This is a genomic window from Micromonospora sp. NBRC 110038 (assembly GCF_020884815.1).
Taxonomy (GTDB): domain Bacteria; phylum Actinomycetota; class Actinomycetes; order Mycobacteriales; family Micromonosporaceae; genus Micromonospora; species Micromonospora haikouensis.
Genome location: NZ_BBOL01000005.1, coordinates 139,084 through 151,237, shown reverse-complemented (window position 1 = coordinate 151,237; position 12,154 = coordinate 139,084). Strand labels below are relative to the sequence as shown.

The window sequence follows — 12,154 nt, the reverse complement described above, 5'->3', positions numbered from 1 at the left end:
TCCCGTTCGGCGGTTCGGCCGACCCGGCCCGGCGAATCGATCGCACAGAGTAGCCGAATATCGCCAACCATCGGTCGCCCGTGGGGCTGACCGGGGTGGACCCCACACACACCTCCCAGACTTGCGCAGTACCCTCTATCGCCATGGGGGACCACGACGACCTGCGTAAATTCATCATCGACCTGGCTGTGGTCCACGGGCGGGTGGTGCTCTCCTCCGGTCGGGAGGCGGACTGGTACGTCGATCTGCGACGTGTCACGCTCCATCACCAGGCCGCTCCGTTGGTCGGTCGGGTGCTGCTCGACCTGACCGCCGACTGGGAGTACGACGCCGTCGGTGGCCTGACCCTGGGCGCCGATCCGGTGGCGCTCTCCATGTTGCACGCCGCGTCGGCGACCGACCGGTCGCTCGACGCTTTCGTCGTCCGTAAGGCGGGTAAGGCTCATGGTCTGCAACGCCGCATCGAGGGGCCGGACGTGGCCGGACGACGGGTACTGGCGGTCGAGGACACGTCGACGACCGGTGGCAGCGTGCTGACCGCAGTAGAGGCGCTGCGCGAGGCCGGAGCCGAAGTAGTGGGTGTGGCGGTTATTGTTGATCGTGGCGCCGGCGACGCGGTGGAAGCCGCCGGACTGCCGTATCGGGCGGCCTATACGTTGGCTGACCTCGGCCTTGTGGCCTAAAAGTTTGCCGATTCGGACTTGCTGATATGCAGGCGGATCGATGCTGCTGGTGGAAGGATGGAATACGTGGGAACTGCGTTGGCTGAAATGACCATGCCTCAGATCTCGCCGCTTGCCGGCGAGCCGATCGAACGCGCCGACGCCGAGCGGCTGGCGGGGGTCCTCAAGGCCCTTGCCGACCCCGCCCGGCTGCGGCTGCTCAGCCTGATCCAGTCGGCCCCCGAGGGCGAAGCGTGCGTGTGCGACCTGACCGCGCCGCTCGGCCTCTCCCAGCCGACGGTCAGCCACCACCTGCGTATCCTCACCGAGGCCGGCTTGCTGGAGCGGGAGAAGCGCGGGGTCTGGGCGTACTACCGGTTGGTGCCGACCGCGATCGCCACGATCGCGGATCTGCTGACCCCGCCGCGTAAGCGGGCCACCAAGAAGGCCCGCTGACGAGGTTCTCCGTTCCGGCCGTCCCGCCTCAGGACGGCATCGGGTGGCGTGCAAGGGGTGGCGCCACCACCGGACGGTGACGCCTGCCCGGGTAACCGGCAGTCGCCTCGTTACTTCATTGCGGCTTGAACGATGGCCGGTCCCGTCGAAACGGGACCGGCCATCGACGTACGCCTTCTCCGTCAGTGGCCCTCGCCGCGCTCCGGCCACCGACCGCCGTCCTGCGGCGGCTGCTGCGGGAACTGCTGCTGCCCGTGCGGGGCCTGACCGTGGTGGTCGTGGTGGTGCTCGACCGTGTCCCGGACGGCCTCCACCGCACCGGCCGCGCTGGCGGCGGCGATCACCGTCATGACCTCGCCCCGCTTGCGGGCCCGCCGGTCGCGGAGGAACTCGAAGAAGATCGGCAGCACCGAGATCAGGATGATCAGCGCGACCACCGGCAGGATGTACCGGTCGATCTTGTCGCCGATCGCGTTGTAGATCTGCTCGGCGAGCAGGTAGCCGATCAGCAGGATGCCGTCCACCCACAGGATCGCCCCGACGACGTTCCACAGGAAGAACTGCTTCGCCGGCATGCCGAGCACGCCGGCCACCGGATTGAGGAACGTGCGGACGATCGGGATGAACCGGGCCAGCACCACGGCCTTGGCCGGGCCGAACTTCCGGAAGTAGTGCTCGGCCTTCTCCACGTACTCCCGCTTGAACAGCCGCGAGTTGGGGCGCTCGAACATGCGCCGGCCGTACCGCGCGCCGAGCCAGTGCCCGAGCTGCGCACCGACGATCGCGCAGATCGGGCCGCCGATCAGCAGCCCGACCAGGGAGAGCCGGGTGCCGTCGCCGAAGATCGCGTCCGCCACCGGCGAGGCGGCGACGCCGGCCAGGAACAGCAGCGAGTCGCCCGGGAAGAAGAAGCCGACGAGCAGCCCGGTCTCGGCGAACAGGATCACCCAGACGCCGATCAGCCCGAAGGTCTGGAGTAGATCCTTCGGATCGAGCGGGTTCAGGGCGACGGTCTCGGAGACCGCCCGTGCCTTCTCTGCTGTGTCCACGGCCACACAGGGTACCGAACCCGGAACCGGTCGCGCTCCGCGCCGCCCCGGACCGGGCCGGCCGCCGCCCGCACCGGCGGGGGTGACCAGCCCGGTCCCGCCTCACAGGCGCGGGTCGACCGGCTCCGACTCGCAGGCCAGGACGGCGAAGACCAGCTCGTGGCGACGCCACAGCGGAGCGCCGTCCGCCAGCGCGGCCAGGGCCGCCAGCCCGAGCGCGTGCTCGCGCAGGGCCAGCCCCCGCTTGCGCCCCAGCGACCGGCGGCGCAGCGCGGCCAACTGCTCCGGCTCGGTGTACCCGGGACCGTAGATGATCCGCAGGTACTCCCGGCCCCGGCACTTGATGCCCGGCTGGAGCAGCGACCCCTTCGGCGACCGGGAGGCCAGCCCCGCGTACGGCTTGACGACCATGCCCTCCCCGCCGGCGGCGGTCAGCGCCAGCCACCAGCCGGTCGCGTCCGCCTCGGCCGAGGCGTCGGCCAGGTCGACGACCCGCCGCCGGGTGACCGTGAAGAACCCCGGGTCGGCGGCGCACAGCCGGTCGGCCAGGTCCAGGTGCCAGCCGTGGTCCCGCTCGACGTGGCTCGCCCCGGCGGAGGCGAGCACCGCGAACGGGGCGAGGGCCACCCCGGCCAGCCCGTCCGTCGGCGCCACGTACGCCCGGTACGCCGCCGAGTACGCCTCGACGTCCGCCCGGCGGGCCGCCATCCGCGCCCGCAGGTCGCCCACCGGCAGCCCCCGCCCGGCCGCCGCGTCCAGGGTGGCCAGCACCGCCGGCAGGGCCGCGCGGCCCGCCGCGCCCACGCTCGCGTACTGCTCGCGGATCAGCCCGCCCGCCTTCGCCGACCAGGGCAGCAGCTCGCAGTCGAGCAGCAGCCAGTCGGTGTCCAGCTCCGCCCAGAGCCCCGCCACGCCGACCGCCGCCCGGACCCGGCCCAGCAGCTCGCCGTCCAGCGGCGGGCCGAAGAACGGTCGGCCCGTGCGGGTGTGCACCACCCCGCCGCCCGGCCCGAACGGGCCGCCGTCGGGGTCGCGGCAGACCAGCACCACCGCCCGCGAGCCCATGTGCTTCTCCTCGCACACCACCCGGTCGACGCCGGCCGCCCGGTAGTCGGCGAACGCCTGCGCCGGGTGCTCCAGGAACCCGTCGGCCGTGGCCGTGGAGCAGGGCGCCATCGTCGGCGGCAGCCAGGTCAGCCAGCGCGGGTCCACGGCGAACCGGCTCATCACCTCCAGCGCGGCGGCGGCGTTCTCCGCCGGCACGGTCAGCGTCCCGTACGCGTGCTCGACGTGCCGCCGCCCGGTCACGTCGCGCAGGTCCAGCACCGCGTCCGGGCGGGCCGGGGCGGGCGCGACCAGCGGGCGGGCCGGGGCGTACCACTCCTTGACCGCCGGGACGGAGACCAACTCCTTCTCCGGGTACCGCAGCGCCGTCAGCTTCCCGCCGAACACGCAGCCGGTGTCGACGCAGATCGTGTTGTTCACCCACTCCGGCTCCGGGGTGGGCGTGTGCCCGTACACGACCATGGCCGAGCCCCGGTAGTCGCGTGCCCACGGGTAGCGCACCGGCAGGCCGTACTCGTCGGTCTCGCCCGTGGTCTCCCCGTACAGCGCGAACGACCGGACCCGGCCCGACGCGCGGCCGTGGTATTCCTCCTTGAGCCCGGCGTGCGCGACGACCAGCCGGCCGCCGTCGAGCACGAAGTGGCTGACCAGGCCGTCCACGAACGTCGCGACCTCGGCCACGAACGCCGGGTCCTCCGCGTCGAGCTGGGCCATCGTCTCGGCCAGGCCGTGGGTGAGCCGCACGTCCCGGCCGCGCAGCCTGCGCAGCAGCTTCTGCTCGTGGTTGCCCGGCACGCAGATCGCGTGGCCGGCCGCCACCATGCCCATCACCAGGCGGAGCACCCCGGGGGAGTCCGGGCCGCGGTCCACCAGGTCACCGACGAAGACAGGGGTACGACCAGCCGGGTGCACCGCGTCCACCGGGCGGCCCGCGTCGTCGCGGCGCAGCACGTAGCCCAGCCGGAGCAGCAGCGCCTCCAGCTCCTCGCGGCAGCCGTGGACGTCGCCGACGATGTCGAACGGGCCGGTCAGCTCCCGCCGGTCGTTGAACAGCTTCTCGTAGCGGATCTGCGCCGCGTCGATCTCGTCGACGCCGCGCAGCACGTGCACCTTCCGGAAGCCCTCCCGGGCCAGCCGCCCGTACGACTGCCGCAGGTCCCGCTGCATCCGGGTCAGCACCTGCCGGCCGTGGGTGCGGTCGGCCCGCCCCTGCGTGCGCTCCCACGCCACCGCCTCCGGCACGTCCAGCACGATCGCCACCGGCAGCACGTCGTGCTCGCGGGCCACCCGGACCAGCCCGGCCCGGGCGTGCGGCTGGAGGTTGGTGGCGTCCACGACGGTGAGCAGCCCCCGCCGCAGCCGGATCCCCGCCACGTGGTGCAGGGCGTCGAACGCGTCGGCGGAGGCCGACTGGTCGTTCTCGTCGTCGGCGACCATCCCCCGGAAGGCGTCGGAGGAGAGCACCTGGCTGGGCGCGAAGTGCCGCCGGGCGAAGGTGGACTTGCCGGAGCCGGAGACGCCGACCAGCGCCACCAGGGCCAGCTCGGGAATCTCGATCATCGGGCGGCCTCCTTCGTCGTCTCGGTGGTCGTCGGTTCGGCGGTCGTCCCCGGCTCGGCGGTCGTCGTCGTCCCGGTGGTGCGGAACACGGCGAGCTGGGTGGGCGGACCCACCTCCGGGTCGTCGTCGCCGACGCCCCGGATCTGCGCCGCGTAGCCGTACGTCGCCGCGACCCGGTCCACCCAGGCCGCGAACTCGGCCCGGGTCCACTCGAAGCGGTGGTCGGCGTGCCGGAACCGGCCCGCGCCCAGCCCCTCGTAGCGGACGTTGTGCTCCACGTTCGGCGTGGTCACCACGACCGTCGCCGGCCGGGCGTGGCCGAACACGGCGTCCTCCAGCGCCGGTAGGCGCGGCGGGTCGACGTGCTCGATCACCTCCATCAGGACCGCCGCGTCGTACCCGCGCAGCCGGTCGTCCCGGTAGGTCAGGGCGGACTGCCACAGCCGGATCCGGTCCCGCTGCCGCTCCGGCAGCCGGTCCAGCCGCAGCCGGCGGGCCGCCAGCGTCAGCGCGTGGGCGGACACGTCCGTGCCGACGACCTCCGTGAACCGTCGGTCGCCCACCAGGGCGGACAGCAGCGCGCCGGGACCGCAGCCGAGGTCCAGCACCCGGGTCGCCCCGCTCGCCGCGAGCGCGGCGAGCACCGCCTCCCGGCGGCGCAGCGCCAGCGCCGGCTGGCGCGGGACCTCCGCGCGTTCCTCCTCGGCCACGCTGTCGGCGGGCGGCTCCTCGGCCAGCCGCTGCTCGGCGAGACGGGCCATCGCCTCCCCCGCGAGGGCGCGGCGGTGGGCCAGGTAGCGGCGGGTGATGGTGGCCCGCTCCGGGTGGTCGGCGAGCCAGCCCGCGCCCGCCCGGAGCAGCTTGTCGATCTCGTCCGGGGCGACCCAGTAGTGCTTCGCGTCGTCGAGGACGGGCAGCAGCACGTACAGGTGGTTGAGGGCGTCGGCGAGCCGCAGCGTGCCGGTGAGCGTCAGGTCGACGTACCGGCTGTCGCCCCACTGCGGGTGCGCCTCGTCGAGCGGGATCGGGGTGGCCGTCACGGCCCAGCCCAGCGGGGCGAACACCCGGGCCGCCAGGTCGCCGCCGCCCCGGCAGCGCAGCACGGGGACCCGGATCTCCAGCGGGATCGGCGCGGCGGCCAGCTCCGGGCGGTCCCGGGACTCGCCGCGCAGGGCCGAGCGGAACACCTTGGCCAGCGCCGAGGCCAGCAGGCTCGACGCGGCGTACGGCCGGTCGTTGACGTACTGGCCGAGGGTGAAGGTGTCCGGGGTGGCCGCCTGCCGGTGGCCCCGGCCCCTGCCGTGCCCGCCGGCCAGTCGCAGCGGGTCGACGTCAACGAGCAGGGCGGCGGTGCAGCGCTGCTCGTCGGCCTCCGGGTAGAGCACGTGCGCCGCGCCGACGGGCAGCTCGAAGGAGTGCATCCGGTCCGGATGCTTGACGAGCAGGTAGCCGAGGTCGGTGGCGGGGCGGTGCGTCGTGGTGAGGGTGAGCAGCACGGCCCCATGGTGTCAGGGGCCTCGATCTTGCGTCGTCCGCTTTTCGTTGTGTGGCTGGTTGCGGTGGGGGCTCCCCGGAAACCCTTCGTGGTGCCGTGCTTGGGGATGCTTCTCGGTCAGGCGACGAAGTGGGTGCGGCGGCGCTTGGCCAGCAGGTAGCCGCCGACGCCGGCCGTCAGGAGGAGGCCGCCGATGCCGGCGATCAGCCCCGTGGAGGCACCGGTGATCGGCAGCGTGCCGCCCCCGCCGCCGCTGCTGTCGGCGTTGACCACGATCAGGGCGCGGTCGTTGGCCGGCTTGAGGTCGTCCCGGAAGCCGCCCTCACACTCGCACTTCGCGTTGACCAGCACCGTGCCCTGGGCGTTCGGCACGACCTTGTCGATGCGCAGCCGGAAGTCGCCGGTCGACGTCTCGCCGGCCACGGAGATCGTGTCGGCGAGGCAGCGGTACGCGCGGGCACCCGGCTTGCCGAAGTCGCCCCAGTCGGTGCCGTTGCCGCTGCGCGGGGCGCACTCGGCGGGAACCTCGACGGCGGTGGTGCCGGCCGGCACGTCGACGTCCAGGTAGGTGACGGACATGTCGCCGCGGATGTAGTTGAGCGTCGCCGGGCCGTTGTTGCGGAAGCCGACGGTCGCGGTGACCACCGCGCCGGCCGCGCCCTCGACCGTGTCGCCGATCGCCTCCAGGTCGGTGCCGTTCTTGCCGGTGACCGTGATGTTCCACGAGGTGTAGTTGTTGCCCCGGTCGGTGTCGGTCTGGGCGGCCGCCGCCCGCAGCTTCTGCGGGGCGTCGCGCAGGGTCAGCTTCGCGGACCCGGTGCCACGCGCGGCGGCGCGGGCGCCCGCGTCCTCGCGCAGCCCGAACAGGTCCTCGAAGTCCGCGTTCGTCATGAACTCGGCGTTGCCGTACTGGCGGCCCGGCGCGTAGGTGTCCTTGCCGAGCTGGTAGTTCAGCGTCGTGGTGCGCCCCTCGCCGGCCGGGATCTCCTCGTCGAACTGGCAGGCGAGCAGGTGGTCCTCGACGTAGAGGCAGTTGCTGAACCGCTCCTTGGTGCGGATCGAGTAGTCCAGGTCGAAGAACGCCACCACGCCCTCGACGGCCTTCTCGCCGACGTTGACCACGGTCAGCGGGGCCTCGAACGAGCCGCCCGGCGCGGCGCTCAGCTTGCTGTCCGGGCCGCCCGCCAGGTCGACGCCCTCGCCGATGCGGATCCGGGACGTGTAGCTGCCGCGCTGCTTGCCGGCCACCTGGAGGCTGATCTTCAGCTCGCCGGAGTCGCCGAGCTTCGCCTTGTCGGTGGGCGCGATGAGCACCGGTTCGGTCTGCCCGCCGTAGACCTCGTCGAGGGGCACCTCGAAGGTCTCGGCGCAGACCAGGACGCCCGCCTCCGGGGCGGTGCACTGCGCGTTCCCGTCGTCGGCCAGGGTGACCTTTCCGGCGAGCGAGCGGTAGTCGTACCGCACCGTGACGTCGGGGAGCACGGCCGGCTGATCGGCGAACAGCCGCAGGGCCTGCGACTTGCCCGGCGAGTCCGCCGCCAGGGTGGTGTCCTGGAAATAGAGCTCGATGTCGGCCGCGGGCGCGGCGACGGCGGGGCTGGCGGAGGCGGCGACGAGCGCGCCTGCGACGCCGAGCCCGGCCAGCCAGCGCCGGGTCGGATGCTTGAGCATGAAGGGTTCCTCCCCGTGAGGGTGCAGGTGGAGCCCGTGGATCTTAAGGATTCCTTAAGGCGGCAGGTCAACCCGTTCCGTCGATCTTTCCCGGAACGGGCCGAACGGCTGACCAGGTCTGCCGCAACGTCCGGCGGCCCCGGCGTCCCGGGGTCGGCTCCGATCAGCGGTAGTCGTCCTCGTCGCCCGCGACGATCCGGGCCTGCTCCATGGCGTCCCAGTCGCCGACCTCCAGGCCCCGGCTCGGCTCGCCCTCGCTGTCGGCCGGGTCGGTGGAGGCGGCCTGCTCCACGGCGTCGGCCGCCGGGGCCTCCGGGTCCCGCTCCTCCGGCGCGAGGTGGTCGCTCGGGGTGAAGTCCTCGTCGGGCTGACCCATCGTCCCTCCCTGAATCGGCGGAAAGCTACCCACACCGTACGGGCTGGCCGGGGCTGCCGCTCGGTGGCGGGGGTGGAGTCGGCGGATTCCCTCCTCCGGATCGGGCCGGCGGTGCCAGGATGGTGCCGTGGGCTTCCTGATCCGGCTGGCGATCACCGCGATCGCGTTGTGGATCACCACGCTGATCGTGCCCGGCGTCGACGTGGGTGGCCGCAGTGGCGGCAACACCGCGCTGACCCTGGTGGCGGTGGCGTTGATCTTCGGCGTGGTCAACGCGGTGCTCAAGCCGGTGATCAAGGTGGTGGGCTGCGTCTTCTACCTGCTGACCCTGGGGCTGTTCGCGCTGGTGGTCAACGCGCTGCTGTTCCTGCTGACCGACTGGATCGCCCGGCACCTGGACCTGCCGTTCCGGGTGGAGGGTTTCTGGCCCGCCTTCTGGGGGGCCATCGTCATGGCGGTGGTGACCTGGCTGATCAGCGTCGCCGTGCCGGACAGCCTGGCGGACCGGTGAGGCTCCGACCGGGTGCCGCCGGGCCTTGCGGGCGGCCCGCGCGGCGGCCGGCCATGGGCCGGTTTCGTCCGTGGCCACCTCCTGCGGGATACTTCCGGCGGAGGACAGCGCGGTCCGGCGCACCCACGGAAGACAGCGGCCGGTGACGGCCGACAGCGGTAAGTAAGGAGCGTTCGACATGCCCATCGCTTCCCCCGAGGTCTACGCGGAGATGCTGGACCGCGCCAAGGCGGGCCGGTACGCGTACCCCGCGATCAACGTGACGTCCTCGCAGACGCTGAACGCGGCGCTCAAGGGCTTCGCCGACGCGGAGAGCGACGGCATCATCCAGGTCTCCACCGGCGGCGCGGAATACCTGTCGGGTCCGTCCGTGAAGGACATGGTCACCGGCGCGGTGGCGTTCGCCGCGTACGCGCACGAGGTCGCCAAGAAGTACCCGGTCAACGTCGCGCTGCACACCGACCACTGCCCGAAGGACAAGCTGGACAAGTTCGTCCGGCCCCTGATGCAGATCTCCAAGGAGCGGGTCGCCGCCGGCCAGGAGCCGCTGTTCCAGTCGCACATGTGGGACGGCTCGGCCGTGCCCGTGGCGGAGAACCTGGAGATCGCCGCCGAGCTGCTCGACCGGGCCGCCGAGGCCAAGATCGTCCTGGAGATCGAGGTCGGCGTCGTCGGCGGCGAGGAGGACGGCGTCGAGAACGCCATCAACGACAAGCTCTACACCACCGTCGAGGATGGCCTGGCCATGGTCGAGGCGCTCGGCCTGGGCGAGAAGGGCCGCTACATGGCGGCGCTGACCTTCGGCAACGTGCACGGCGTCTACAAGCCGGGCAACGTGAAGCTCCGGCCGGAGATCCTGAACAACATCCAGGAGGCCGTCGCCGCCAAGTACGGCAAGGAGAAGCCGCTCAGCCTGGTCTTCCACGGCGGCTCCGGCTCGCTGCTGTCCGAGATCCGCGAGGCGCTGGACTACGGCGTGGTGAAGATGAACATCGACACCGACACCCAGTACGCCTTCACCCGGCCCGTCGCCGACCACATGTTCCGCAACTACGACGGCGTGCTGAAGATCGACGGCGAGGTCGGCAACAAGAAGCAGTACGACCCGCGCACCTGGGGCAAGCTCGCCGAGGCCGGGCTCGCCGCCCGCGTCGTCGAGGCCTGCGAGCACCTGCGCTCCACCGGCACCAAGCTCAAGTAACCCCCGCTGCAAGGAAGGGCCCCTTGTCGTCGCCTGGGCGATGACAAGGGGCCCTTCCTTGCACCTAGCCCGCCGTCAGGACGCGGACCGCCTCGTGCACGTCGTCGGTGAGGTGCACCGTGCCCGACAGGTCGCCGAACGGCGAGGCGGCCAGCAGCGGGCGCAGCAGCGACTCCACCGGCAGCTCCGTCGTCCAGTACGCCCGGTCGAGGAAGACGTACGCGCCGCTCGCCCCGTCCGTGCCGTAGTAGGTCTTCGTCGCCGCCTGGAACACCTCCTGCACCGTGCCGGCCCGGCCGGGCGCGAAGACGATCCCGCCCCGGGCCAGCCGCAGGATGGTGTCCTCCCGGATGGCGTTCGAGAAGTACTTCGCGATCCGCCCCGCGAACAGGTTCGCCGGCTCGTGCCCGTAGAGCCACGTGGGGATGGCCAGCCCGCCGGCCCGCGCCCAGCCCAGATCCAGGTTGAGGTCCGGGTCGCGCTGCCGGGGCACCGCCGGGGCGTACCGCACCCGGACCTCCAGGGCGGCGGACGTGTACCGGTCGTGGTCGGTGAAGTCCGGCGCGGTCGCGAGCAGGTCGATCGCCGCCGTCAGCTCCCCGGCCGGCCGGGTCGACAGGTACGCGCCCAGGTTCGCCGCCTCCATCACGCCCGGCCCGCCGCCGGTCACCACCAGCCGGTCGGCCCGCGCCAGCTCCCAGCCCAGCACCGCCGCCATCCGGTACGGCACGCTGCCCCGGCGCACCGCGTGCCCGCCCATCACGCCCACCACGGACTGCGGCCCGTGCGTGGCCAGCCAGGCCCGGGTGGCGTCGACCAGCGCGTTGTCCACGCCGTGGTCGTGCAGCCGCTGGCCGAGCGCCTCCTTCACCTCCGGCAGCGCCCCGCCGTGCGCCCGGAAGTGCTCGTACACCCGGGTGTCGTACATGCCGGCGAAGCCGCCCTCGGCGAACCCGGCGGCCAGGTCCTCCGGGGTGTACAGGTGCGACGGCTGGGTCGGGTACGGCAGCCCGGAGAAGGGCGGCACCACGTTCGCGCCGCGCCGGACCAGGTCGGCGCCCACCTCGCGGGAGGCGAACCGGCAGCCGACGAAGAGGGTGCCCGTCACCTCCGTCGCGCTCAGGTCGGGGACCGGGTCGACGTCGAGGCGCAGGCCCTGCACGGTCAGCCCGGCCAGGCTTCCGCCGGCCAGCCGCTGTTCGAACGCGCTGCGGGTCTCGATCTCGGTGGCGCTGGTGTCGTGCGGGGAGAGCACGTCCGCGGGAGGTGGGGTCGGCACGACGCCATCCTGCCCACCCGGGTCAACCCCGCAAACCATCTGTACGCACAGGAGCCCGGCGGCGAGGCCACCGGGCTCCTGCTCCAACCGGGTCCTGGGGAGGCTCCGGACCAATAGTTGTAGTGGAAAACATCACCCGTCGGCATGGGCCGCAGGTCCGGCCCCGGGAACCGCAGGTCCGGCCGGGGCGAACCGCAGGTCCGGCCATCGTGGACCGCAGGGTCGGTGCCACGACCACAGGCGTGACGAAAGCCTCAACCGTTCAGGTGGCCGGGTCTGCGGACCCCCTCGCGCGGCGCAGAGCGAAGCGGGTTGAATGGGACGATGCAGAACCTGTTGCCTGAGCCACCGGCCACCCTCCTGCCGGCCCACGACGAGGCCGACACCGCCCTGGCCGCCGCCAAGGAGGCCGGCACCGACGAGGCGTACGCCGAGGTCGCGGCCCGCTTCCCGACCTACAGTGCGGGCTGGGGTGCGCTCGCGAGCCGGGCCCTGGCCGACGGCCAGGTCGTCCCCGCGTACGCCTACGCCCGGACCGGATACCACCGGGGCCTCGACCAGCTGCGCCGCAGCGGCTGGAAGGGCCACGGCCCGGTGCCCTGGTCGCACGCGCCGAACCGGGGCTTCCTGCGCTGCCTCTACGTGCTCTCCCGGGCCGCCGGCGAGATCGGCGAGGCGGACGAGGCCGCGCGCTGCGCCCAGTTCCTGCGCGACTGCGACCCGGCCGCCGGGGACGCCCTGGCCAGCGCCTGACCCCTCCCGAGCAGGTGCGGCGGCCGGTCCGACACCCGTCGGGCCGGCCGCCGCGCTGATCGGGGCCCCGCCCCGG

Annotated in this window: 11 protein-coding genes; 5 read left to right on the top strand and 6 right to left on the bottom strand. The window is 73.0% G+C overall.

The window, feature by feature from the left end; translation table 11 throughout:
• Positions 1-143: 143 nt before the first annotated feature.
• A complete protein-coding gene (gene pyrE / locus LPU61_RS19020; protein ID WP_043963685.1) occupies positions 144-683 on the top strand; it encodes an orotate phosphoribosyltransferase in 540 nt (179 codons plus the stop codon).
• A gap of 57 nt (positions 684-740) precedes the next feature.
• The gene (locus LPU61_RS19015; RefSeq protein WP_007073957.1) at positions 741-1,118 is read left to right on the top strand and encodes a helix-turn-helix transcriptional regulator; all 378 of its coding nucleotides are present in this window, start codon (positions 741-743) and stop codon (positions 1,116-1,118) included.
• A 182-nt stretch (positions 1,119-1,300) separates the two neighbouring features.
• Here the strand turns inward: LPU61_RS19015 and LPU61_RS19010 are convergent, their stop codons facing one another.
• From LPU61_RS19010 to LPU61_RS18990, 5 genes are all read right to left on the bottom strand, one after another.
• Entirely contained in the window at positions 1,301-2,173 is an 873-nt protein-coding gene (locus tag LPU61_RS19010; protein WP_043961156.1) for a DedA family protein, read from the bottom strand.
• A 96-nt stretch (positions 2,174-2,269) separates the two neighbouring features.
• Positions 2,270-4,792, bottom strand: coding sequence for a polynucleotide kinase-phosphatase (locus LPU61_RS19005; protein WP_229405658.1), 2,523 nt, complete (start codon positions 4,790-4,792; stop codon positions 2,270-2,272).
• On the bottom strand, positions 4,789-6,288 hold the full coding sequence (locus tag LPU61_RS19000; RefSeq protein WP_229405657.1) for a 3' terminal RNA ribose 2'-O-methyltransferase Hen1: 1,500 nt from the start codon (positions 6,286-6,288) through the stop codon (positions 4,789-4,791). The genes LPU61_RS19005 and LPU61_RS19000 overlap by 4 nt, the downstream gene beginning before the upstream one ends.
• A 116-nt stretch (positions 6,289-6,404) precedes the next feature.
• Positions 6,405-7,958, bottom strand: a complete 1,554-nt coding sequence (locus tag LPU61_RS18995) for an LPXTG cell wall anchor domain-containing protein (protein WP_229405656.1) — start codon at positions 7,956-7,958, stop codon at positions 6,405-6,407.
• A 163-nt stretch (positions 7,959-8,121) separates the two neighbouring features.
• Positions 8,122-8,334 (bottom strand): hypothetical protein, encoded by a 213-nt coding sequence (locus tag LPU61_RS18990; protein WP_043961158.1) that lies wholly within the window; start codon positions 8,332-8,334, stop codon positions 8,122-8,124.
• Positions 8,335-8,461: 127 nt separating this feature from the next.
• Between LPU61_RS18990 and LPU61_RS18985 the strand changes: the two genes are divergently transcribed.
• Both LPU61_RS18985 and fbaA read left to right on the top strand, forming a co-directional pair.
• Positions 8,462-8,845, top strand: a complete 384-nt coding sequence (locus LPU61_RS18985) for a phage holin family protein (protein WP_043961159.1) — start codon at positions 8,462-8,464, stop codon at positions 8,843-8,845.
• A 178-nt stretch (positions 8,846-9,023) separates the two neighbouring features.
• Complete coding sequence (fbaA, locus tag LPU61_RS18980) at positions 9,024-10,046, top strand: class II fructose-bisphosphate aldolase (protein WP_007073962.1); 1,023 nt, start codon at positions 9,024-9,026, stop codon at positions 10,044-10,046.
• A 64-nt stretch (positions 10,047-10,110) separates the two neighbouring features.
• Here fbaA and LPU61_RS18975 read toward each other — a convergent pair whose 3' ends face one another.
• On the bottom strand, positions 10,111-11,325 hold the full coding sequence (locus LPU61_RS18975; RefSeq protein WP_229405655.1) for an LOG family protein: 1,215 nt from the start codon (positions 11,323-11,325) through the stop codon (positions 10,111-10,113).
• Positions 11,326-11,649: 324 nt separating this feature from the next.
• Here LPU61_RS18975 and LPU61_RS18970 point away from each other — a divergent pair, with 324 nt between their 5' ends.
• The gene (locus LPU61_RS18970) at positions 11,650-12,078 is read left to right on the top strand and encodes a DUF3151 domain-containing protein (protein ID WP_043961161.1); all 429 of its coding nucleotides are present in this window, start codon (positions 11,650-11,652) and stop codon (positions 12,076-12,078) included.
• Positions 12,079-12,154 lie beyond the last annotated feature (76 nt).